The organism is Rhodococcus sp. 320_ES, assembly GCF_059691855.1.
Genome location: NZ_JCAWAG010000001.1, coordinates 1,289,595 through 1,311,521, shown reverse-complemented (window position 1 = coordinate 1,311,521; position 21,927 = coordinate 1,289,595). Strand labels below are relative to the sequence as shown.

Below are 21,927 nucleotides of genomic sequence, written 5' to 3'. Positions count from 1 at the left end.
CCTTTCGTGCGGTTATGCCTCCGGTCGATCCTTGGCTTCGAGTGCGGCCAGCGCCTCGCGGAGCGCGGCGGCTTCGTCCGCTCCCACCTGACCGACGAAGTGCACCAGTGCGGCTGCGCGCCCGCCGGAGCGGTCGGCTTGCTGCAGGGCGTCCACCATCAGAGAGGCGACCAGTTCTTCGCGCCCGTGCACCGGAGCGTACCGATGGGCGCGATCGTCCCGCTGCTGCGTGACCAACGACTTCTTCGCGAGACGCTGCAGGACGGTCATGATCGTGGTGTAGGCCAGCTCGCGGCGTTCGGCGAGTGCCTCGTGGACCTGGCGCACGGTCTGTGGCTCGTCGTTCGACCACAGGTGTTCCATGACTGCACGTTCGAGTTCGCCTAGGCCTGCCATGGAAAGCACTGTACTCAGACTCCGACACAACTGCGTACTACGTGCGGTAGCAGGGACTTCGGCGAGGAATCGCTATCGTGTTGCTGTGGTGGGAGTGCCGTGCTGACGGTTGCAAGAGTGTCGCTCATATCCGGTTGGCTGCCCGTCGTGGCCGCCGTGCTCGGTGTCCTCGGGGTGTGTTGGCTCGTCGCTGTTCGCTCGCGCCGGCACCTCGCTCTCGTCGTTCCCCTCTGCGTGGTGCTCGCAGCGGTGGTCACCGTCGTCGCGTGGTACGTGGTGGAGAAGGTGTGGCGACCGTTCCCGGACCCCATCGAGACCGTCATCTACGTGTGGATCGGTGTGGGACTGTTCGCTCTGTTCCTGCTGGTGCCGCGACTGCTCCGATCACGCGGATGGATCGGGCGCATCGTCACCGTCCTGGCCGTTGTCGCCGTGGTGTTGACGGCTTCTCTGCACGTCAACGCCAAGTTCGACGCGTACCCCACTCTGGGGACGGTCATCGGGGTCTCGGACGAGAACGCCACGGCCTTTGCCGACGTCCCCGGATTTCAACCCGATCCGGTGACGGGTGATCCCCTGGACACCGTGTGGAAGCCGCAGCAGGGTCAGCCCAGCGTAGGGAAGGTGACGTCGGTGGCCATCCCGAACACCGCGTCGGGCTTCACGGCGCGGGACGCGAAGGTCTACCTCCCACCGGCGTACTTCGCGAACCCTCGTCCACTGCTGCCGTTCATGGTTCTGCTCGCCGGGCAGCCGGGATCACCCGACGACTGGTTCAACGGCGGGAAGCTGGCCGAGACCATGGACACTTTCGCAGCTGCGCACGCAGGACTCGCACCCATCGTGATCGTCGCGGACGGCACCGGATCGGAAGTGGCCAATCCGCTGTGCGTGGACTCCCCGCTGGGCAACGTCGCCACCTACCTCGCGAAGGACGTTCCCGCCTGGGCGGTGGCGAACCTGCAGATCGACACGAATCCGAAGCACTGGGCGATCGGCGGCTTGTCCTACGGCGGTACGTGCTCGCTGCAGATGGCGACCAACTACCCCGACGTATACCCGACGTTCCTCGACCTCTCGGGTCAGCTCGAACCCACCCTCGGTGATCGCCAACGCACCCTCGACGCTGCGTTCGGTGGAAACGAGAAGGCGTTCGAGGCGGTCAACCCGGTGGATCTGATGAAGTCGAAGAAGTACCCCGACACCGCTGGAGTGTTCGTGGTCGGAGCGAACGACAACGATTACCGTCCGGGTGTGATGACCCTCCACGCCGACGCACTGGCAGCAGGAATGGACGTGAAGTACCTCGAACTTCCCGGCGCGCACAGCTTCCAGGTGTGGTCCGCCGGACTGGTCCAGGAGTTGGAGTGGTTGTCGCAGCGGATGGGGATCCTGTCGTGAACGCGGTAGTGCTGCGTATCCGTCGGCAACTCGTCCGGCTGGGCGCACTCGTGCGCTTCGGTGCCGTGGGTGCTCCGGTCAGCTTCTCCCTCCTGGCCATCATGTGGATCACCGGCATCGTGGGAATCATCGCCACGGACGATTGGTCGAGGTTCGTGGACCGGCACTTCGCCGTCGGCATCGTTCCGTTCGAGCACGGGCGCCTCTGGACCCCGCTGACGGCGGGCGTTCTGTCCGTCGGCGTCGCATCCTTCGTCTCGGCAACACTGCTGATCGTTCTCGTCGCCGCACCAATCGAGCATCGAATCGGTTGGCGGCGCATGGGGATTGCAATTCTGCTGACCCAGATCGCCGGGTCGCTGCTGGGAGTCGGCGCCGCGGCAGTGGCGAAACTGCTCGACGAGGACTGGGGCTTTCGTCTGCACCTCGGCGTCGCAGTCGGCCCCAACACCTGGATCGTCGGCGCCCTCATGGCGGCGACGGCAGGCATGGACACGTTGTGGCGCAGACGAATTCGCGTCGGCCTATTCGCGCTGCTGATCGTGCTCGCGCTCTTCGGCGGGCATCTCCAGGACGTCATCCGGCTCGCTGCGGCTGTCGTGGGTCTGCTCGCCGGTCCCGCCATCGTCGGAAAATCTCCTCGCGGATCGCGTCTGGCAGGCACTCAACGTGAGGGGCGAGTGCTGGTGGCCCTGGTGGTTGCCGCGACGACGCTGGGACCCTTGCTGGCCGCCTTCTCGCCCGAGGCCGTCGGCCCCTTCGCGGTTCTGCGTGATCTCTTCCGGTCCACTCCGCTGTCCGTGTCGGAAGTGCGCGACATCTGCGCCGACACACCGACCGCCGCGGAGTGCCGACGCGGGCTGCTCGAACTGCGGCTCAGCGGCGTCGGACCCACGATCCTGACCCTGATGCCGTCGATCTTCCTGCTGGTGCTCGCCGACGGATTGCGCCGCGGCCGCCGGTTCGCGTGGGCGGCCTCGGTCGCGGCCCAACTGCTTCTCGTCGTCCTGTCCGCCGCGAACTTCGCGATCCGCTTCATCGAGTCGGGCGACGACCAGTCGATCTTCTACGGTCTGGATTCGCCCACCTTCTATCGCACGGTAGTGCCGTTCCTGACGCCCCTGGCGGTGTTGCTGGTGCTGATCGCGACCCGGAAGTGGTTCGACGTGTCGGCGCCGCGCGGAACGTATCGCCGGTACTGGGCGACGATCGTTCTCGCCGCCGTCGTGCTCGGAGTCGTCTTCGTGGTCGGCGGTCTCCTCGCCGGAGGTGGATTCGACATGCCGCCCGGCGTGTTGGCGCTGATCGCGGAGTTCCCCGACCGCCTCGTGCCGCCGGTGTACCTGCAGTGGCTCGATCCGCAGTTCCTGCCCGACAGCGTCGTCACCACGCTTCTGTACGAGTGGGTGGGTGTGCTGTTCTGGGTCGTCGTCACGGTGGTGACGATCGGGACGTTCGTGAAGCCGGCCTTCGGAACCGAGACCGAAGCGGCCGAGCGAGCGCGCGAACTCCTCTGCGCCAGCGGCGGAAGCGCGCTCTCGTGGATGACCACCTGGCGCGGCAACCGGTACTGGTTCGCCCCCGACGGCCGCAGCTACGTCGCCTTCCGCGTGATCGCCGGCGTCGCGCTGACCACCGGTGGTCCCGTCGGGCCGGCGGATCGTCACCGTGACTCGGTGGTCGGGTTCGCCGAGTTCGCCGCGAGCAACGGGTGGGTGCCGTGCTTCTACTCGGTGACAGGCGACATCCGCGCCATCACGGACGATCTGGGCTGGTCGGGAATTCAGGTGGCGGAGGAGACGGTCCTTCCGTTGCAGAATCTCGCCTTCACCGGCAAGAAGTTCCAGGACGTCCGCACCGCGGTGAACCGCGCCAAGAAGGCCGGTGTCGAGGCCGAGTGGATCAACTTCGGCACGGCGCCGCTGGCGATCACGGACCAGATCACCGCCATCTCAGAGGAATGGGTCGCCGACAAGGGAATGCCCGAAATGGGCTTCACACTCGGAGGGCTCGAGGAGGTCGACGATCCGCAGGTGCGGTGCCTCGTTGCGGTGGACGAACATCGCACCGTGCACGGGGTCACGTCCTGGATGCCGGTCTATCGCGACGGACAGATCGTCGGATGGACGCTGGATTTCATGCGTCGACGGTCGGAGGGCTTTCGTCCTGCGATGGAATTCCTCATAGCCTCGGCCGCGCTGCTCCTGCAAGAGGAGGGGGCGTCGTTCCTCAGTCTGTCCGGGGCGCCGCTGGCCAAGATCGACGACCCGAACGATGCTGCGGACGCAGGTGCGGGCCTGACGCTGTCGACGATTCTCGAGCGACTGCTCGACGTCCTCGGTCGCACACTCGAGCCGGTCTACGGGTTCCGGTCACTGTTGGCCTTCAAGTCGAAGTTCCAGCCCGAGTACGAGCCCATGTACATGACGTTCGCGGACCCGGGCGCCCTGCCCAGCATCGGTAATGCGATCGGGCGGGCGTACCTGCCGGAGGTGTCGTTCGGTCAGAGCGTCAAGCTGATCAGGACGATGCTGGACCGCTGACGGCGACAGCGCCCTTCACGGGCCCGCCCACCGATCCGTAGACGTGGCGGGTGCCGATCGGGACGATCAGGGGGCGGTCCGAGACCGGATCGGCGATGACGGTGGCGTCGAGCCCGAACACGTCGCGCAGAAGTTCCTCGGTGATGACCTCGGCGGGTGACCCGGTCGCGACGATGCGTCCGGCCTGCATGACGACGAGCTCGTCGCTGTACCGCGCTGCGAGATTGAGGTCGTGCAGAACCATCACCACCGTGCGGCCCAGCTCCTCGTGCATCCGGTCGACCAGATCGAGGACCTCCATCGAATGCGCGAGATCGAGGTACGTCGTCGGTTCGTCCAACAGCAGAATGTCCGTGCCCTGAGCGAGCGCCATGGAAATCCACGCGCGTTGCCGTTGGCCGCCGGACAGCTGGTCGATGGGACGGTCGGCCAGGTCGGCGACACCGGTCAGTTCGAGTGCGCGAGCCACCTCGACCTCGTCGTCGCCGGACCACTGTCGGATCCAACTCTGATGCGGATTGCGCCCGCGCGCAACGAGATCGGCGACGCGCAGACCCTCGGGGGCGATCGGAGCCTGGGGCAGCATGCCCAGGATCCGCGCCACCTCTTTGGTCTTCATGGAGTGGATGGCTTTGCCGTCGAGCAGAATCTCTCCGGTTCTGGGCTTGAGCAGGCGGCCGAGCGACCGGAGGAGCGTCGACTTGCCGCACCCGTTCGGACCGATGACCGTGGTGATGACCCCGGTCTTGATCGACAGGTCGAGACCGTCGACGACGATGCGATCGCCGTAGCCCACGCTGACTGCGTTGGCGACGAGTCGTTCGTGACTACTCATGCCGACACCTTTCGATTGCTACGGACGAGAAGGTAGAGGAGGAACGGGCCGCCGAGCGCGGAGGTGACGATGCCGACCGGCAGCTCCACCGGCAAAATCGTTCGTCCGACGAAGTCCGCGAGCAACACCAGTATTGCGCCGCAGAGCGCCGAGCCGAGCAACGGTGGACCGGGCGTGCGCAGCAGCCTCGACGCCATCTGGGGTGCGGCCAGTGCCACGAAGCCCACCGGTCCGGCCACGGCGGTCGCGGCCGCAGCCAACACCACCGCGGCGAAGAGGAAGCCCGCCTGCGAGCGTTGGAGTCCGAGGCCGAGTGATCGGGCGCTGTCGTCGCCCAGCCGCAGAACGGACAGCCTCGTCGAACCGACGAGAAGGGCGCCGCCGACCACCACGACGGTCACGAGGATGGGCCAGACCTGCGCCCACGTGGTGGCGCCCAGCGATCCGGTCAGCCAGACCTGTGCGCGCGTGACGTCGGTGATGTCGGCGGAGACGAGCATCCACCCGATGAGCGCGATGAGAATGGCGTTGACGCCGATTCCGACCAGGACGAGCCGGAATCCGGACACGCCGCCGCGCCAGGAGAGCGAGTAGATCGCGATCGCGGCCAGCAGGCTGCCGATCAGTGCGGCCAGCGGAAGTCCCAGCGTGGCAAGGATTCCCACGAGTGTCCCGCCCCCACCGAGAACGATCAGCGCGACGGCAGCCGCGCTTCCGCCTGCGGTGATGCCGAGCAGATCGGGGCTCGCGAGCGGATTGCGGGAGACGGATTGGGTGACTGCGCCGGACAGGCCGAGAGCAGCGCCGACGAGCAGTCCCGTGAGGCTGCGGGGGAGACGCAGATCCATGACGACGAAGTTCTGAATTCGGGTGCCGCCGCCGAGCAGTACGTCGACCACCTGCGGTACGGACAGTGGATAGTCACCGCGACCGATACCGAGACAGAACACCAGAAACAGCACCACCGTCAGCGCCGCCGTCACGGCGATCATGAGGGGGCGGCGGACCATCGACACCCGGCCCACGCGCAGTGCCGGACGTGTCGGAACGCGGACCCTGTCGGAAACTGTCACTGCCTCGTCAAGTTTCACAACGTCACCAACTTCCGGCGCCTGATCAGTGCGATGAAGAAGGGCGCGCCGACGATGGCCAGAACGATTCCCACCTGAAGCTCGCCGGGGCGAACGAGCACCCTGCCGATCACGTCGGCGAGCACCAGGAGCAGACCACCGAGCAGACCGGCGTAGGGCACCAGCCATCGATAGTCGGGGCCCGTCATCGATCGAGCGATGTGCGGGACGACCAGACCGACGAAGGCGATCGGGCCACACGCCGCTGTGGCGGCTCCGGTCAGCAGCGTGATGGCCACGATGCCGAGCACGCGGGACAGACCGACGTTCGTGCCCAGGGATCGAGCGACGTCGTCACCGAGGCTCAGGCTGTTGAGGCTGGGTGTGCTGGCCAGGGCGATGACGATTCCCACGGCGATGAACGGGAGGACGGTCCACAGGACGTCCGTCCCTCGTCCGGCAACCGATCCGACGATCCAGAAGCGGTAGCCGTCGAGCGTCGTCTGGTCGAGCAGAACGACGGCATTCGTCATGGCCTGCAGAAAGAATGCGACCGCCGCTCCGGCGAGCGCCAGCGTGAGGGGACCGGCTGCACCCGACCCGATCGACGACAGACCGAACACGACGATGCTGGCCACCGCCGACCCCGCGAACGCGAACCAGAGGTAGTCGCCCGGCGACACGAGGCCGAAGAGGTAGATGCCCATGACGACGAAGAACGCGGCGCCGGCGTTGAGACCGAGAAGTCCCGCGTCCGCCAGGGGGTTTCGCGTGTGGCCTTGAATCAGTGCTCCCGCCACGCCGAGTGCGACGCCGACCACGAAGCCGAGTGCGGTACGGGGAATCCGAAGGGAGCGCACGACGGTATCGGTGTCACTACCGGTCGAGGCGAACAGTGCATGGAAAATTTCTGTGAAGGCGAGCGGGCGAGCGCCGATCGCGATGCTCATCGCGGCGACGACGACGAGCGCCACCGCGAGCGCGGTCAGTCCGATCAGGCGACGTCGCCGGACGGCGGCCACGGATCCATCTGGTTCGATCGGTAGAAATTCTTCGTGGGTCGCCGTCGCGCGGCGAACCACCTCGACCCCGGTGGTGCGAAGCGCCAGTGCGCGGCGCACACCGACGGCCGAGCGAGTCTCCTTGTCGCGCAGCACGAGTCCCACGATGTTCTTGCCGACCCCGGAGCCGGTTCTGCCGTCGCGGAAACCGCGGTTCCAGACCAGGGCGCACACGGCGATCACCACGGCGAGGCTGCCGAACACGACGCGGTCGGCTTGGCCGCCTCCGTTGTCCGCTCGCAGCGAGTCGACGACGAGGGTGCCCAGAATCAGGGGTAGCACCACCACCAGAGCGTCGATCGCGTCGGCGGTGAGTGTGAGACGCCGCGGAGCCGGTCCCGTCGGAACGACCGTGATGCCGTACCGGTCGTCCGGGGCTACGTGCGGACCCGACGACGGGTCGGGCAGGGCCGAGTCGGCCACGGATCGTGTCGTCACGCCTGAGCCCTCCTGCCTTGTCGTCGTGTAGTCCCTCCAGGTTACGGAAGGCTAACCAAATGGATCCTGCGGGTCGTCGTTCCGCACTTCGAATTCATCTGTGTATCTAGTCTGGTTAGGCTAACCTACATTCAACCCGGAACGATGGAGGTCGACCGATGACGGCAGTGCACGACACGTGGCTAGCGGAACGGATCGTCGACAAGGCTCTTCGCCAGACGGCCGCGTCCTCGGTTCTGGCGCAGAGCAACACTCGACTGCGCGCTCTCGATCCCGATCACCCACGTGTCTACGCGGTTGCCGACATGAGCACTCAGGGGAAGCGCCGGTGGTGGGCGCTGGCATCCGGGTCGGAGTCCGGACGGATCACCGCGCTGTGTGAACGTGCAGCGCAGGACACGGCTCGGCCGGAAGACGCCGCCGAACACGTGGCCACCGCATTGATCCACGCCGTCGTCGGGCGGTCGGCCGCCCTGCTCGCACTCGAAGCGCGAGTGTGGGACCCCGGAATCGACAATCTGTGGATACACCTCGACAGCGATGTCGGCATCGACTGGACGGGCGTGGCCGACCCCACGCTGCGCGTTCTTCCGGACGATGCGCACGCCGGTCGGCCCGGCGTCGTCACCGTGCCGTGCCTCGAGGCGTTGGTCGTATGGTGCGCGCACCGATGCCTGACGTCGTTGACCGAGATACGCACGGCCCTGACCGAATTCGCTGCCGTGGACAGCGACCGATTCTGGCGGTTGGTCGGCCGCGCTGTGGTCGGCGCGTCCTCGTTCGTCCCCATCCAGGGCGGATCCGATCGACGTGCGGCCTGGCTGCGTGGCCAGGAATTGCTCGACGCGTTCGTCTCCCTCGGGCAACCGGTGCGGGGCGAGTTGCGATCGACGCGGATGACCTGGGCAGTGACTTAGGGCAGCCTGTCCTATATGCTCCACGCAGAACACGAGACGACATCGGACCGGCCGAAGTCCTGAGGGCTGCAGTGACTCACGGTCCTTGCCACGACGGGCCCCGCACGCGAATGCGCCGTGTGGGGCCCGTCGATTTTCTCCTCTCGTAGTGTCGGTCCCGAACAACGTGCCAGTTCTACGGACAAGGGAGACACCATGGCTGACGTTCCGACCGGAGACGCCCTCGCAGAGATGCTCGCGACCGGATTCGACAAGGTGCTCGGACTCTCGTACACCGAGCTCACTCCCGACCGCGTGCGGGCGACGTGGACCGTCACGCCGGAACTGCTGCAGCCGTGGGGAATCGTCCACGGTGGTGTGCACTGCGCGGTCATCGAGTCCGTGGCCAGTGCCGCCGGCTCCGTATGGTTCGGCGACCGAGGTCACGTCGTCGGTGTCAACAACAGCACCGACTTCATCCGCGCCTGCCGATCCGGTGTACTCCGAGCCGAAGCGACTCCGATTCATCGAGGCCGCACCCAGCAGCTGTGGGCCGTGGTCATCACCGACGAGGAGGATCGCCAGATCGCACGTGGGCAGGTGCGCCTGCAGAACATCACCGACACGGCCGCGATCGGCAACTGACTCGGCAGTCTGGGAGACTTCGCCTCGTGATCGACCCACATCTGACCACCGCAGCGCTCGACCGCATCGACGCGATCCTCGATCCCGTCGATCGTCACCTCGAACGTCGGTATCCGGGTGAACGCATCGGCGGCCAGCCCGCGCACACGGTGTACGTCAGCGCCGCGGACGCCACCGACCGCACGACGGACGAGTGGGGTGCGGCCGCGGCGGAGCTGCTCGCCGCCAACACCGACCTGCTGTCGTCGCTCGCTGGAGACCACGTGGTCGAGCGGGTTGCGAACAGGCTGCTGCGCAACCCGATTCAGGATCTGCGTATCGACTTCGAAGACGGATACGGGTGGCGTGGGGATTCCGCGGAGGACGGCCACGCCCGCGCCGCGGGAGCGGTTCTCGCGCACCTCGCTGCGCGCACCGACGGTCCCATCGCGCTCGGAATCAGGGCGAAGGGTCTCGCGCCTCACGAACGCAGGCGCGGCATTCGCACACTCGAACTCGTGCTCGACGGTGCGGGCGGCGTACCCGACGGCTTCGTGTTCACGGTGCCCAAACTCCGTGCGGTGGAACAGGTGACCGCGGTCGTCGCTCTGTGTGAGGAGCTGGAGAAGGCGCACGGCCTCTCCGCCGGATCCTTACGTTTCGAGCTGCAGATCGAAAGCCCGCAAGCTGTGGTCGGAGCGGACGGTACCGCTACCGTGGCTCCCGCCATCCATGCCGCGGACGGTCGGTGCACAGGGCTGCACTACGGCACGTACGACTACAGCGCTGCGTGCGGCATCACGTCGGCTCAGCAATCGCTCGAGCATTCTGTGGCCGACCATGCGAAGAACGTCATCCTCGCCGCCGCCGCGCAGACCGGCGTCTGGATCAGCGACGGATCGACTCAGGTCGTTCCCAGCGGAGATCACGCGCAGGTGACCGAGGCGATTCGACGCCATTTCAGGCTCGTCACCAGGTCGCTCGAGCGAGGCTTCTATCAGGGCTGGGACATGCATCCCGGACATCTCGTCACGAGGTGGCTCGCGACGTTCTCGTTCTTCGGAGCAGCACTCGAGCCCGCAGCCGTTCGATTGCAGGCCTATCTCGACCGGCAGGCCGGCGCCGTGATGGACGAACCCGCCACGGCGCAGGCACTCGCTGCGGTGGTGATGCGAGGACTCGACACGGGATCCTTCGATCCGTCCGCCGTCGCGGCGGTGGCGCCCGCGGTCACACCCGAGGTGCTGCGGGGCTTGCTCGCTCGCCGAACCCCCGAGGACTGACGGTTTCGACCCGTTCGCTTGCACTGTCGGACTGTGCCGTTCGAGTTTTCGTGTCACCATTACCGGTGCGACCCACCGGGTCGGGCACCTTGCGGAACCGAGAAGGAGCGCGCCGATGCGTTTGTCACCGCACGAGCAGGAGCGGCTGCTGTTGAGTTACGCAGCGGAACTGGCTCGTCGGCGGCAGGGACGTGGGTTGAAGTTGAACCACCCGGAGTCCATCGCAGTGATCACCGATCACCTGCTCGAGGGAGCCAGGGACGGCAGATCCGTTGCCGAGCTGATGGTTTCGGGCCGTGAGGTGCTTTCCCGCGACGACGTCATGGACGGCATTCCGGAGATGCTCGTCGAAGTTCAGGTCGAGGCGACGTTCCCGGACGGAACCAAGCTCATCACCGTGCACAACCCGATCACATGAGGCGCGCATGATTCCCGGAGAAGTCATCACCGAGGACGGTGTCATCGAGCTCAATGCCGGTGCGGTCGTCACCGAACTGCACGTCGTCAACGACGGCGACCGCCCGATCCAGGTGGGCAGCCACGTGCACTTCGCACAGTCCAACGCCGCGCTGAACTTCGACCGGGTGGCGGCCCACGGGAAGCGGTTGGACATCCCGGCCGGAACCGCCGTCCGCTTCGAGCCCGGCATCGCGCAGGACGTCGTTCTTGTCGACCTCGGCGGAACCCGAGAGGTGCACGGGCTCAGCATGACACCACCCGGAAAGTTGGATTCCTGATGGCCGAACTGTCACGTTCCCGGTACGCGCAGCTGTTCGGGCCCACGACGGGTGACCGAATTCGCCTGGCCGACACCGACCTTCTCATCGAAATCACCGAGGACCGGTGCGGCGGACCGGGCCGCGCGGGTGAGGAAGCCGTGTTCGGCGGTGGCAAGGTCATCCGTGAGTCGATGGGACAGTCCCGCGCGACCCGCGCCGACGGTGCACCGGACACGGTCATCACCGGCGCCGTGATTCTCGATCACTGGGGAGTGGTCAAGGCAGACATCGGGATTCGTGACGGTCGCATCGTGGCGCTCGGCAAAGCGGGCAATCCCGACACGATGGACGGAGTACACCCGGACCTCGTGATCGGGCCGTCGACCGAGATCATCGCGGGCAACGGCCGCATCGTCACCGCCGGCGCCATCGACTGCCACGTGCACCTGATCGCGCCGCAGCTCATGGACGAGGCACTCGGTGGCGGCATCACGACCGTCATCGCCGGTGGCACCGGACCCGCCGAGGGAACCAAGGCCACGACGGTGACACCCGGTGCGTGGCACCTGGCACGCATGCTCGAAGCGCTCGACGGCTGGCCGATGAACATCGTGCTGCTGGGCAAGGGCAACACTGTCAATCCCGAGGCCATGTGGGAGCAATTGCGCGCCGGCGCATCGGGATTCAAACTTCACGAGGACTGGGGCTCGACCCCCGCGGCCATCGATGCGTGCCTGACGGTGTGCGATGCCGCAGGCGTGCAGGCAGCGTTGCACTCGGACACTCTGAACGAAGCGGGCTTCGTCGAGGACACCTTGGCGGCGATCGCAGGCCGCGGCATTCACGCGTATCACACCGAAGGCGCCGGAGGTGGTCACGCACCGGACATCATCACGGTGGCCGCCCAGCCGCACGTGCTGCCGAGTTCCACCAATCCGACGCGGCCGCACACGGTCAACACTCTCGACGAGCACCTGGACATGCTGATGGTGTGCCACCATCTCAGTCCGTCCATCCCCGAGGATCTTGCGTTCGCGGAGAGTCGAATTCGGCCGTCGACCATTGCGGCCGAAGACCTTCTGCACGACATCGGGGCCATCTCCATGATCGGCAGCGACTCGCAGGCCATGGGACGCATCGGCGAGGTCGTGATGCGGACGTGGCAGACCGCTCACGTCATGAAGAAGCGGCGCGGATTCCTGCCGGGCGACACCCGTGCGGACAACGAGCGGGCCAAGCGATACGTCGCCAAGTACACCATCTGCCCGGCGATCGCCCACGGCCTCGACAAGGAGGTCGGGTCGGTCGAACCGGGCAAGCTTGCCGATCTGGTCCTCTGGGAACCGGCCTTCTTCGGCGTGCGACCGCACGTGGTCCTCAAGGGCGGCATGATCGCGTGGGCGACGATGGGTGACGCGAACGCGTCCATTCCGACTCCGCAACCCGAGTTTCCCCGACCCATGTTCGGGGCCGCGCCGAAGGCGGCCGCCGCCACGTCGCTGCACTTCGTGTCCCCCCAGGCCATCGAGGACGGCCTGGCCGACCGGCTGGCCTGCGATCGAAAGCTCGTCGCGGTCGGCAACGTTCGGCGGATAGGCAAGGCCGACATGCCCAACAACGACGCCACGCCGAGCATCGAGGTCGATCCGGACACGTTCACCGTCCGCATCGACGGCGACGTGTGGACGGAGCAGCCGGCAACGGAACTCCCCATGGCGCAGCGGTATTTCCTGTTCTGATGGTATTTCCTGTTCTGATGAGCCCGGCCTGATGCAGCTGTCCGCTCTGCTCACGCTCGCCGATTCGCGACTGCCGATCGGCGGGCACGTGCATTCCGGTGGCGCCGAGGAAGCGGTGACGTCGGGGGTGGTGCACGACCTCGCGACGGTCGAGGCCTATCTTCTGCGCCGAATTCGATCGAGCGGTGCGGTGGCCGGTTCCATCGCGGCCGCCGTGGCGTCGGGCCTGCTCGATCCGCGCTCGGCCGACTTCGAAACCGACGCTCGTACACCCTCGCCCGCAGCACGATCTGCGTCTCGGGCGCAGGGCCGAGGCCTGCTGAGACTCGCGAAGCACACGTGGCCGCACCGTGACTGGTCGCTGCTGGGGCCACGTCCGCACCTGCCCGTGGTGTCGGGTGTGGTGGCCGAGGTGACCGAGCTGGGCACGCACGAGACGGCTCTGGTTCAGATCTACACCGCCATGACCGGGTCGGCCATCGCCGCCCAACGATTGCTTGCGCTCGACCCAGCCGACGTCGCTGCCTGCACCTTCCGATTGACCGCCGAATGCGATCGGACGGCCGAGGCGGTGGCCGCGCGCCTACCCGAACTGACGGACCTGTCCGATCCTCTTCTCGACTTTCTCGGCGAGAAGCACCTCCAACGTGATCGGCCCCTGTTCGTATCCTGAAGTCCTGCACCGCACGACCTTGTGAGAAAGAGAGTCTCCATGCCTCCGCATCTGATCGACGGCGAACCACATTCCCACGCACACGACCGGCCCAAGCGCACCCGCACGCCGGGCGAGGCATTGCGAATCGGAATCGGTGGACCGGTCGGGTCGGGCAAGACCGCGCTGGTGGCCGCGCTGTGCAGGGAACTGCGAGAAGAGCTTTCGCTGGCGGTTCTGACGAACGACATCTACACCACCGAGGATGCGGACTTCCTTCGTCGGCACGCCGTGTTGCCCGACGAGAGAATCACGGCCGTGCAGACCGGTGGCTGCCCCCACACGGCGATACGCGACGACATCACCGCGAACCTCGATGCCATCGACGACCTCGTGGAGCAGAACCCTCCGCTCGACCTCGTGCTCGTCGAGTCCGGGGGAGACAACCTCACCGCCACCTTCTCCTCGGGTCTGATCGACGTCCAGATCTTCGTGGTGGACGTCGCCGGGGGAGACAAGGTTCCGCGCAAGGGCGGTCCGGGCGTGACGTTCTCGGATCTGCTGGTCATCAACAAGACCGACCTCGCGCCGATGGTCGGCGCCGACCTCACGGTCATGGAACGCGACGCGGCCGCCGCGCGTGAGGACCGACCGACGGTGATGATCTCGCTGACGGAGGACCCGTCGGCGACGAAGGTGTTGCGTTGGGTCCGTGAGCAACTCGCCGTGGTCGCCGAGTCCGACGCGGCGCTCAGCAGCACGTAGGTTGCGTACCGAAGTTCGGGTCGTCGCATCGGCCAGCCGAAGTCCGCGCTTCGTGGCCGTCGGCGGCATCGCTGCTCGCCAGACGGGGCCCGACACCGTCCACCTGATCGGTACCGCCCAGACACCGCTCGGCGGCGACGAGATCTGCGTCGACGTTCGGGTCGAGGCCGGCGCGACCCTTGTGCTGCGCAGCGTGGCGGCCACGGTCGCCCTGCCGTCGCGAGAAGTGGATCTGTCCACCGCCACCTGGCGGTTCGACGTGGCCGACGGCGGATCCCTCGTGTTCGACCCACAACCGACCATCGTGGCGTCCACCGCAGACCACCGGACGGTCACGCACGTGCAGATGGCGCAGTCCGCGTCCGTCGTCCTTCGTGAGCGGGTACGGATAGGGCGATCGAACGAACACGCCGGGCATTGGTCGGGAACGTTGAATGTCGATGTGGGGGACCGGCCGCGATTGCGTCACCGGCTCGAACTCGGTCGCGGCGCGGCCGGACACGACGCACTGTTCGCGCCGGCCGCGCTGATCAGCACACTGCACATCACCGGTGCGGAGACGGAAGACACCGTGCTCGTGGACGGTGATCGCATGGACCGCGCCGGCGTTCGACTACCGCTCGTCGGTGGTGGTTCGCTGACCACCTGGATGGGCGACGATCTGCCGAGTTCCTGAACGCAAACGAAGGCCGACGATGCGGTAATCGCATCGGCGGCCATTCGCCGTTCCTGAGGGTCGGTCAGCCCGCGCGCGTGGCACCCGCGTTGTCGTGTTCGACATCCGTCGGCGCCCCGGACGCAGCGTCCTTCTCGGTGCTGTCGGACTGCTTGTCCTCACCCGCCTTGTCCATCGTCGCGCTGGTATCGCGGTTTCCGGACTTCGACGTCGCGTCGACGGTTCGGGTGGGGACGGCGATACCGTCGAGATTCTTCTCCTTGCCCAACGTGTGCAATTGCTCGATGGCGAGACGCGCGAACACCTGCTGTTCCGTCGACGCCATCTGCGCACGTCCACGTCCGAGGAACGTGACGAACCAGCTGATGATCGTCGTGAGGCGGTTGCGGTAGCCGACCTGATAGAACAGGTGCAGACCGAGCCACGCGATCCACGCGATGAATCCGCCGAACTCGAGCTTTCCGACCTTGGCGACCGCGCTGAAACGCGACACCGTGGCCATCGAGCCCTTGTCGAAGTAGGAGAAGGGCTTGCGCTGCGCCGGATCCTGGCCCGCCAGCGACCCCTTGATCTGTTTGACTGCGTACTTGGCGCCCTGGATGGCGCCTTGCGCCATACCGGGAACGTCCTTCACCGACATCATGTCGCCGACGACGAAGACGTTCGGGTGTCCCTTGACCGTCAGGTCGGGCTCGACGATGACGCGACCGGCACGGTCGACCTCGGTGCCGTCGGACTGATCGGCGAGCTGCTTGCCGAGCGGGCTGGCCTGCACACCGGCCGACCACACCTTGCACTGAGCTTCGATACGCCGCTCCGTGCCGTCCTTGTCCTTGACGGTGATCCCGTCGACGTCGACACCGGTGACCATCGCGTTGAGCTGAACGTCGACACCGAGCTTCTCGAGCCGACGCTGAGCTTTGAGGCCGAGCTTCTGGCCCATCGGCGGGAGCACGGCGGGCGCCGCGTCCAGCAGGATGACGCGGGCGTTCTTGGGGTCGATGTTGCGGAACGCCCCGTCGAGCGTGCGACCCGCGAGCTCGGAGATCTGACCGGCCAACTCCACACCGGTGGGACCGGCGCCGACGACCACGAAGGTCAGAAGGCGCTCGCGCTCCTGCGGATCGTTGGACAGCTCGGCCTGCTCGAACGATCCGAGGATGCGGCCACGCAGTTCGAGTGCGTCGTCGATCGTCTTCATGCCGGGCGCGAACTCGGCGAAGTGATCGTTACCGAAGTAGGACTGCTGTGCGCCGGCGGCCACGATGAGGCTGTCGAACGGGGTCACCGTGACGCGCTCGAGCAGGCGTGACGTGACCGTCTGCGCCTCGAGGTCGATGCTCTCGACGTCGCCCATCAAGACCTCGGCGTTCTTCTGCTTGCGCAGAATGACGCGCGTGGCCGGCGCGATCTCGCCGACGGACAGAATGCCGGTGGCCACCTGGTACAACAGGGGCTGAAAGAGATGGTGCGTGGTGCGCGCGATCAGCGTCACGTCCACGTCTGCCCGCTTCAGGGCTTGAGCTCCGAAGAGCCCTCCGAAACCCGAACCGATGACGACCACTCGGTGTCGCTTGTTTTCGACCGGTTGGACGCTCATATATCGCTCCTACATTACTGGGACTTGTCTACAACGGTAGTCGCCCTGCGTCGCAGCGTCTCGATGAGGCCCGGTCGAGATGGACAAATTGTTCCTCGCACCCGCGGCGAGAGCGCGCCTACTGTCGAGGTCGGTACCGGACCGGCCCGACCGAAGGTGACACAGTCATGCAGCTAGCCATCCACTTCGCCAATTTCACCCTTCCCGGTGGAACGCCGTCCCTCGCGTCCGCGCTGTCCGAGAGCGCCGTTGCTGCGGACGAGGGCGGGTGCTCCCAGTTCACGCTCATGGACCACTGGTTCCAGATGGAAAGTCTTGCCACCTCGTACGACCCGATGCTCGAGGGCTACACCTCGCTGGGCTTCCTGGCGGGACGGACGCAGCGGATCACGCTGGGCCTGTTGGTCACCGGCGTGACCTACCGGTACCCCGGCCTGCTGGCCAAGACGGTCACCACTCTGGACGTTCTGTCGGGTGGCCGGGCCCTGCTGGGTATCGGCGCCGCCTGGTACGAGCGTGAGCACCTCGGGCTGGGCGTGCCGTTCCCACCGATGGCGGAGCGCTTCGAGCGGCTCGAGGAGACCTTGCAGATCTGCAATCAGATGTGGAGCGAGAACGACGGGCCCTTCGACGGCACCCACTACTCGCTGGCCGAGACCATCTGTTCGCCCCAACCGATCAGTTCTCCGAGGCCGCGCATCATGATCGGCGGCAGTGGCGAGAAGAAAACGCTGCGCTTCGTCGCCAAGTACGGCGATGCCTGCAATCTCTTCGCACCGGATCAGCAGACCGTCGCGCACAAGCTGGAGGTGCTTCGAGGCCACTGTGAGACCGAGGGCCGCGACCCGTCGGCGATCGAGAACACGATCATTATCGGCTACGACCCGCTGGAGAACGTCGACACGTTTCTCACCGACATGGAGGGCTACGCCGCACTCGGGATCGACACCGTGTGCGTTGGTCCTGCCGGCGGCGATCCTGCTCGCTGGGTCAGTGAAATGACGGACAAGACCGTGAGCCGTCTCGCGGGCATGGGCTAGGTGTACTGACAGCTAGGCAGCGGGGCTCCACCCGAGTGCCGGCCCGAGACTGCCTGCGATGTCGCCGAGGATCTGCACGTAGTCCTCGTGATCGAAGCTGAAGGGAAGCGCGAAGGCCACCTCGTCGACTTCGAGGTAGCCGGCGTGAGAATGCAGCCGGTCCGCGATCTGCGCGGAAGTTCCGACTATGTCCGGGGAGAAGAGCATGCGCGCCGGCCCGACCGGCGCCGCCGTGCGAGGCAGGCGCGACTCGGCGTAGGCGAGGTACTTCGCACGCTGTGCGGGTGACGCCGAGTCGGTGGGGATGACCACCAAACCCTGTGACACGCGGGCGTTGTCACCGTCGGGGTGGTGCCGACGGAAAGTCGTGATGTGGGACTGCTGAATCTCCGCGAAGTCGTCCGATTCCTCGGCCTTCACGACGCTGCTGGTGAGAAAGTTCAGTCCGTTCTCCCCGGCCCACTGCGCCGACCGCAGACTTGCGCCGCCGTACCAGACGCGGTCCGCCAGACCGACCGCATGTGGCTGTACGCGATCGCTGAACACCTCGATGCCCTCGACGCCGCTGAAATCGCTCACCTTTTCCCCGCGCACTGCGCGCAGGAATCGTTGTACGCGTTCGTAATCGAAGTTCTCGGCGTCTGCTGTGTCGGGGTACAGAGCATCCTTGATCGTGTCCCAATGCATGGGCGGTCCGACGCTGATTCCGGGATTCATGCGGCCACCCGAGAGGAGGTCCACCGTCGCGTAGTCCTCGGCGAGCCGAACGGGGTTCTCCCACCCCATCGGGGTGACCGCGGTACCGAACTCGATTCGGCTCGTGCGCTGCGACGCAGCTGCGAGAACCGCGGCGGGGGAGGAGATTCCGTACTGCAGGTGACGGTGCCGGAGCCAGGCACTGTCGAAGCCCAGTCGCTCACCGAGTTCGATGATCTGCAGGGTCGATTCGTGACCGGCGGCGGGATCGTTCTCGTCGAACAGTCCGATGGTGAGGAATCCCAGCTTGCGGAGCGGCTTCGGCGTGGACACGCCGTTCACTGTAGGGCGACAGCCACCCCGAGGTGCCGACTCGACCTGCCGCGCGGGGAAAGCGGCGCTGCGCTTCTGGTTCGCGGGTGCACTGTTCTACGCTTGCGCCCATGACCGACCACGACCACGCCGCGACGCGCCGCGAGATCACCGATGCCCTGCTCACTGCACTAGAGCGCCGTCACGAGGTGCTCGACGTGATCGTCGAGGCCGACGATCGGCCCAGCGCTGTCGAGTCCATCGCAACGTTGCTCGGCACCTCGCGACTGGGGGGCGAGGCAGTGATGGGAATGTCGTTCGACCAGCTCACCAAGGACGCACGGCGCAAGAACCAGACCGAGCTCGAAGATCTCAACAATCAGCTGAGCTTCACCCTTGCCGAGCGACCGGCCAGCACCGGAGACACCCTGACTCTCGAGGCCTTCTCGGCGGAGTCGGACCGTGACATCTTCGCGGCTCGCCTCGAGGACGTGGGAGCTGCCGGAGACGGACTCGGAGGCGAAGCGGGCGACCTGGACGACGAGATTTCTGCTGCGCTCGCTCGCTTCCATCAGGAAGACGCGGTCTGGTACGTCGCTGTCGAGGGCACCAGGAAGGTCGGCATGGTGTTCGGAGAACTGGTCGACGGTGAAGTGGACCTCCGCGTGTGGATTCATCCCGACCACCGCAAGAAGGGTTACGGCACAGCAGCATTGCGCAAGTCGCGCTCCGAGATGGCCGCCGCGTTCCCGGCCGTGCCGATGGTGATCCGCGCACCCGGAGCCTGACCACGGTCAGCCGCGCAGCGCGCGAAGGCCGTCACGACCCGCAGTCGCTGAAGCGGGTCTGGCACTGCGTGGCGAGATTCGGTCGATCGACCTGATCTCGTTCAGCGCGAACGAAGTTCAGGCACCTTCGGAGCGCAGTATGGCGACGTCGGAGACCATACGAATGTGCTCGGCCATCGCTCGTCCTGCCTCCATGGGCTCCTGTCGCCGTACGGCCTCGGCGATCCGCCGGTGACCTTCGAGCGACGCTCGGGGGCGGTTCGACTGTGACAGCGATTCGATCCGCGTTTCGCGGATGAGTTCCGCGATCTCCCCCATGAGGCGACCGAGCAGAGGGGAGTGCGCTGCTTCGGTGATCGCGCGATGGAACAGCTCGTCCCCCGACACACCTCGCTCGCCCCCACTGATCTCCGACTCCATGACCGTCAGAGCGGCATCGATGGCGGCCATCTCGGCGTCGGACCGGCGTGCCGCGGCGAGCTCGGCGAGCTTCACCTCGAGCGCCTCACGGGCCTCGATGACCTCGGGGAGGCGGTCGGCATGTTCGCGGAGAGCTCGAATTGCCATGTCGCCCACAGGGCGTCGCACGAGGACCGCACCGTCGCCGTGCCGGACCGACAGGATGCCCTGCACCTCGAGTGCCACCAGCGCCTGGCTGAGCGACGCACGACTGACACCGAGTTGGCTTGCGAGTTCGCGCTCGGCAGGCAGGCGTTCACCGGGTTCCATCTTTCGCTGCGCGATGTGGTCGCACAGTTGCTCGACGATCACCTCGTACAGCCGGGGACGGGTCACCGGGCGAATTTGCTCAGCCACTGAATTACTCGCTCTCTCTGCCTCTGTTCCACTCAGCGTATCCGCACATAACAGGTAATCGACACCACATCTGCTCTTGACAGTGAGCCACTTCACTGGTTCAGTTTCAACTGACTCAGTGGACAGTCCAATTTGCCACTGATCATCGGAGCAACCGCTTCGCTGACACCGAACCCGAACCGGAGACTCACGATGTCGACCGAGTTGATCCCCATCTTTGCTTTGGTCGTCATGTTCCTTGCCGCGACCGTGTTCCCCGTGAACATGGGCGCGTTGGGGTTCGTGGCGGCCTTCTTCGTCGGAACCATCGCCGTCGGCATGGACACCGACGACATCATCGGCGGATTCCCGTCCAGCCTCTTCCTCACCCTCGTAGGTATCACCTACCTGTTCGCGATCGCGCAGAACAACGGCACCGTCGACCTACTGGTGCGCGGAGCGGTCCGGCTCGTGGGAGGCCGGGTGGCGCTGATCCCGTGGGTCATGTTCGGGATCACCGGCGTTCTGACGTCGATCGGTGCTCTCGGGCCTGCTGCTGTTGCCATCGTGGCGCCGATCGCTCTCGGCTTCGCTGCTCGCTACAAGATCAACGCGCTGCTCATGGGCATGATGGTGATCCACGGCGCACAGGCCGGCGGATTCTCGCCGATCAGCATCTACGGCGTGACCGTCAACAACATCGCCGAGAAGGCCGGGCTGGTCAACAGCCCGCTCACGCTGTTCCTCGGCAGTCTGCTGTTCAACGCCGCCATCGGCGTCGCGCTGTTCGTGTTCCTCGGCGGCCGCTCCCTGATCGGACGCAGTGTCCACGACGAAGACGGCGTCCGGCCCGACGGCGACAACAGCGGTGTCGGAGGAACCGGCTCCAGAACGGTCATGCGCGGCTTCGGGTCGTCCACCCCGAAACCGTCCGGCCAAGTGGTCACCGTCGAGGACGCGCCGCCGTTGGCCACTGCGGTCAAGGCCATCACCTTCGATCAGATCCTCACCCTCGTCGGACTGGTGTCGCTGGCCGTGTTCTCGCTCGTTCTCGATCTCGACGTCGGCTTCGTGTCGATGACCGTGGCCGTGATCCTCGCTCTTGCGTCGCCGAAGGCTCAGAAAGGAGCGATCAACCAGATCAGTTGGTCCACAGTCCTTCTCATCGGCGGTGTCCTCACCTTCGTCGGCGTCCTGCAGGAAGCCGGAACCGTCGAGTACGTCGGTGACGCGGTGGCCGGAATCGGTATCCCGCTCCTCGTTGCGGTCCTGCTCTGCTACATCGGCGCCATCGTCTCAGCCTTCGCATCGTCCACCGCCATCCTCGGTGTGACCATTCCGCTGGCGGTGCCGTTCCTCCTGGCCGGGGAAGTCGGAGCAGTGGGTGTCATCGTGGCGCTGTCGATCTCGTCCACGATCGTCGATGTCAGTCCCTTCTCCACCAACGGGGCGTTGGTGCTTGCCAATGCGCAGGGCGTCGACAAGGACGTTTTCTACAAGCAGATCCTGAAGTACAGCGCACTCGTCGTGATCGTGGGACCGCTGATCGCCTGGGGTCTGCTGGTCGTGCCCGGCTGGCTCTGACCCTCCTTGTTGAC

Annotated in this window: 21 protein-coding genes; 14 read left to right on the top strand and 7 right to left on the bottom strand. The window is 66.2% G+C overall.

Features of this window, described 5'->3' with window-relative positions:
• Positions 1-12: 12 nt before the first annotated feature.
• Positions 13-396, bottom strand: a complete 384-nt coding sequence (locus tag AC59JP_RS06410; protein WP_497324777.1) for a BlaI/MecI/CopY family transcriptional regulator — start codon at positions 394-396, stop codon at positions 13-15.
• Positions 397-513: 117 nt separating this feature from the next.
• Here AC59JP_RS06410 and AC59JP_RS06405 point away from each other — a divergent pair, with 117 nt between their 5' ends.
• Complete coding sequence (locus AC59JP_RS06405; protein ID WP_497324776.1) at positions 514-1,797, top strand: alpha/beta hydrolase; 1,284 nt, start codon at positions 514-516, stop codon at positions 1,795-1,797.
• Positions 1,794-4,340 (top strand): bifunctional lysylphosphatidylglycerol flippase/synthetase MprF, encoded by a 2,547-nt coding sequence (locus tag AC59JP_RS06400; protein WP_497324775.1) that lies wholly within the window; start codon positions 1,794-1,796, stop codon positions 4,338-4,340. The genes AC59JP_RS06405 and AC59JP_RS06400 overlap by 4 nt, the downstream gene beginning before the upstream one ends.
• On the opposite strand, the gene AC59JP_RS06395 is transcribed toward AC59JP_RS06400, so the two are convergent.
• The 3 genes from AC59JP_RS06395 to AC59JP_RS06385 are packed head-to-tail and all read right to left on the bottom strand — an operon-like array spanning position 4,318 to position 7,729.
• A complete protein-coding gene (locus tag AC59JP_RS06395) occupies positions 4,318-5,175 on the bottom strand; it encodes an ABC transporter ATP-binding protein (RefSeq protein ID WP_497324774.1) in 858 nt (285 codons plus the stop codon). The two genes, AC59JP_RS06400 and AC59JP_RS06395, sit on opposite strands and share 23 nt — an antisense overlap.
• A complete protein-coding gene (locus tag AC59JP_RS06390; RefSeq protein ID WP_497324773.1) occupies positions 5,172-6,248 on the bottom strand; it encodes a FecCD family ABC transporter permease in 1,077 nt (358 codons plus the stop codon). Before AC59JP_RS06390 ends, AC59JP_RS06395 begins: the two co-directional genes overlap by 4 nt.
• 14 nt (positions 6,249-6,262) lie before the next feature.
• Positions 6,263-7,729: a FecCD family ABC transporter permease gene (locus AC59JP_RS06385; RefSeq protein ID WP_497324896.1), complete on the bottom strand. Its 1,467-nt coding sequence runs from the start codon at positions 7,727-7,729 to the stop codon at positions 6,263-6,265.
• Between the two features lie 173 nt (positions 7,730-7,902).
• Between AC59JP_RS06385 and AC59JP_RS06380 the strand changes: the two genes are divergently transcribed.
• From AC59JP_RS06380 to AC59JP_RS06340, 9 genes are all read left to right on the top strand, one after another.
• Complete coding sequence (locus AC59JP_RS06380; RefSeq protein WP_497324772.1) at positions 7,903-8,661, top strand: hypothetical protein; 759 nt, start codon at positions 7,903-7,905, stop codon at positions 8,659-8,661.
• Positions 8,662-8,856: 195 nt separating this feature from the next.
• Positions 8,857-9,285 carry a PaaI family thioesterase gene (locus tag AC59JP_RS06375; RefSeq protein ID WP_497324771.1) on the top strand — a complete coding sequence of 143 codons (429 nt, stop codon included), beginning with the start codon at positions 8,857-8,859 and terminating at the stop codon, positions 9,283-9,285.
• Between the two features lie 26 nt (positions 9,286-9,311).
• Positions 9,312-10,547, top strand: coding sequence for a DUF6986 family protein (locus tag AC59JP_RS06370; protein ID WP_497324770.1), 1,236 nt, complete (start codon positions 9,312-9,314; stop codon positions 10,545-10,547).
• Between the two features lie 115 nt (positions 10,548-10,662).
• Complete coding sequence (locus AC59JP_RS06365) at positions 10,663-10,965, top strand: urease subunit gamma (protein ID WP_497324768.1); 303 nt, start codon at positions 10,663-10,665, stop codon at positions 10,963-10,965.
• Positions 10,966-10,972: 7 nt separating this feature from the next.
• Positions 10,973-11,284: an urease subunit beta gene (locus AC59JP_RS06360; protein WP_497324767.1), complete on the top strand. Its 312-nt coding sequence runs from the start codon at positions 10,973-10,975 to the stop codon at positions 11,282-11,284.
• Positions 11,284-13,005 carry an urease subunit alpha gene (locus tag AC59JP_RS06355; protein ID WP_497324766.1) on the top strand — a complete coding sequence of 574 codons (1,722 nt, stop codon included), beginning with the start codon at positions 11,284-11,286 and terminating at the stop codon, positions 13,003-13,005. The genes AC59JP_RS06360 and AC59JP_RS06355 overlap by 1 nt, the downstream gene beginning before the upstream one ends.
• Before the next feature lie 28 nt (positions 13,006-13,033).
• The gene (locus AC59JP_RS06350; RefSeq protein WP_497324895.1) at positions 13,034-13,678 is read left to right on the top strand and encodes an urease accessory protein UreF; all 645 of its coding nucleotides are present in this window, start codon (positions 13,034-13,036) and stop codon (positions 13,676-13,678) included.
• 39 nt (positions 13,679-13,717) lie between these two features.
• The gene (gene ureG / locus AC59JP_RS06345) at positions 13,718-14,422 is read left to right on the top strand and encodes an urease accessory protein UreG (RefSeq protein ID WP_497324765.1); all 705 of its coding nucleotides are present in this window, start codon (positions 13,718-13,720) and stop codon (positions 14,420-14,422) included.
• A gap of 1 nt (position 14,423) precedes the next feature.
• A complete protein-coding gene (locus AC59JP_RS06340; RefSeq protein WP_497324763.1) occupies positions 14,424-15,098 on the top strand; it encodes an urease accessory protein UreD in 675 nt (224 codons plus the stop codon).
• Between the two features lie 64 nt (positions 15,099-15,162).
• Here the strand turns inward: AC59JP_RS06340 and AC59JP_RS06335 are convergent, their stop codons facing one another.
• A complete protein-coding gene (locus AC59JP_RS06335; protein ID WP_497324762.1) occupies positions 15,163-16,698 on the bottom strand; it encodes an NAD(P)/FAD-dependent oxidoreductase in 1,536 nt (511 codons plus the stop codon).
• Positions 16,699-16,865: 167 nt separating this feature from the next.
• Between AC59JP_RS06335 and AC59JP_RS06330 the strand changes: the two genes are divergently transcribed.
• The gene (locus AC59JP_RS06330) at positions 16,866-17,738 is read left to right on the top strand and encodes an LLM class F420-dependent oxidoreductase (protein WP_497324761.1); all 873 of its coding nucleotides are present in this window, start codon (positions 16,866-16,868) and stop codon (positions 17,736-17,738) included.
• A 12-nt stretch (positions 17,739-17,750) separates the two neighbouring features.
• Here AC59JP_RS06330 and AC59JP_RS06325 read toward each other — a convergent pair whose 3' ends face one another.
• On the bottom strand, positions 17,751-18,767 hold the full coding sequence (locus AC59JP_RS06325) for an LLM class flavin-dependent oxidoreductase (RefSeq protein ID WP_497324760.1): 1,017 nt from the start codon (positions 18,765-18,767) through the stop codon (positions 17,751-17,753).
• A gap of 110 nt (positions 18,768-18,877) precedes the next feature.
• On the opposite strand from AC59JP_RS06325, the gene AC59JP_RS06320 reads away from it, so the two are divergent.
• The gene (locus tag AC59JP_RS06320) at positions 18,878-19,534 is read left to right on the top strand and encodes a GNAT family N-acetyltransferase (protein ID WP_497324759.1); all 657 of its coding nucleotides are present in this window, start codon (positions 18,878-18,880) and stop codon (positions 19,532-19,534) included.
• 117 nt (positions 19,535-19,651) lie between these two features.
• Here the strand turns inward: AC59JP_RS06320 and AC59JP_RS06315 are convergent, their stop codons facing one another.
• Positions 19,652-20,350: a FadR/GntR family transcriptional regulator gene (locus tag AC59JP_RS06315; RefSeq protein ID WP_497324758.1), complete on the bottom strand. Its 699-nt coding sequence runs from the start codon at positions 20,348-20,350 to the stop codon at positions 19,652-19,654.
• Between the two features lie 192 nt (positions 20,351-20,542).
• Between AC59JP_RS06315 and AC59JP_RS06310 the strand changes: the two genes are divergently transcribed.
• Positions 20,543-21,913, top strand: coding sequence for an SLC13 family permease (locus AC59JP_RS06310; protein ID WP_497324757.1), 1,371 nt, complete (start codon positions 20,543-20,545; stop codon positions 21,911-21,913).
• The last annotated feature ends 14 nt before the right edge of the window (positions 21,914-21,927 follow it).

Bases quoted from the DNA above. Each gene is read 5' to 3' on its own strand.
- AC59JP_RS06410 (WP_497324777.1), bottom strand. From the start codon at position 396: ATGGCAGGCCTAGGCGAACTCGAACGTGCAGTCATGGAACACCTGTGG.
- AC59JP_RS06395 (WP_497324774.1), bottom strand. From the start codon at position 5,175: ATGAGTAGTCACGAACGACTCGTCGCCAACGCAGTCAGCGTGGGCTAC.
- AC59JP_RS06380 (WP_497324772.1), top strand. From the start codon at position 7,903: ATGACGGCAGTGCACGACACGTGGCTAGCGGAACGGATCGTCGACAAG.
- AC59JP_RS06375 (WP_497324771.1), top strand. From the start codon at position 8,857: ATGGCTGACGTTCCGACCGGAGACGCCCTCGCAGAGATGCTCGCGACC.
- AC59JP_RS06365 (WP_497324768.1), top strand. From the start codon at position 10,663: ATGCGTTTGTCACCGCACGAGCAGGAGCGGCTGCTGTTGAGTTACGCA.
- AC59JP_RS06360 (WP_497324767.1), top strand. From the start codon at position 10,973: ATGATTCCCGGAGAAGTCATCACCGAGGACGGTGTCATCGAGCTCAAT.
- AC59JP_RS06355 (WP_497324766.1), top strand. From the start codon at position 11,284: ATGGCCGAACTGTCACGTTCCCGGTACGCGCAGCTGTTCGGGCCCACG.
- ureG (WP_497324765.1), top strand. From the start codon at position 13,718: ATGCCTCCGCATCTGATCGACGGCGAACCACATTCCCACGCACACGAC.
- AC59JP_RS06335 (WP_497324762.1), bottom strand. From the start codon at position 16,698: ATGAGCGTCCAACCGGTCGAAAACAAGCGACACCGAGTGGTCGTCATC.
- AC59JP_RS06330 (WP_497324761.1), top strand. From the start codon at position 16,866: ATGCAGCTAGCCATCCACTTCGCCAATTTCACCCTTCCCGGTGGAACG.
- AC59JP_RS06320 (WP_497324759.1), top strand. From the start codon at position 18,878: ATGACCGACCACGACCACGCCGCGACGCGCCGCGAGATCACCGATGCC.
- AC59JP_RS06310 (WP_497324757.1), top strand. From the start codon at position 20,543: ATGTCGACCGAGTTGATCCCCATCTTTGCTTTGGTCGTCATGTTCCTT.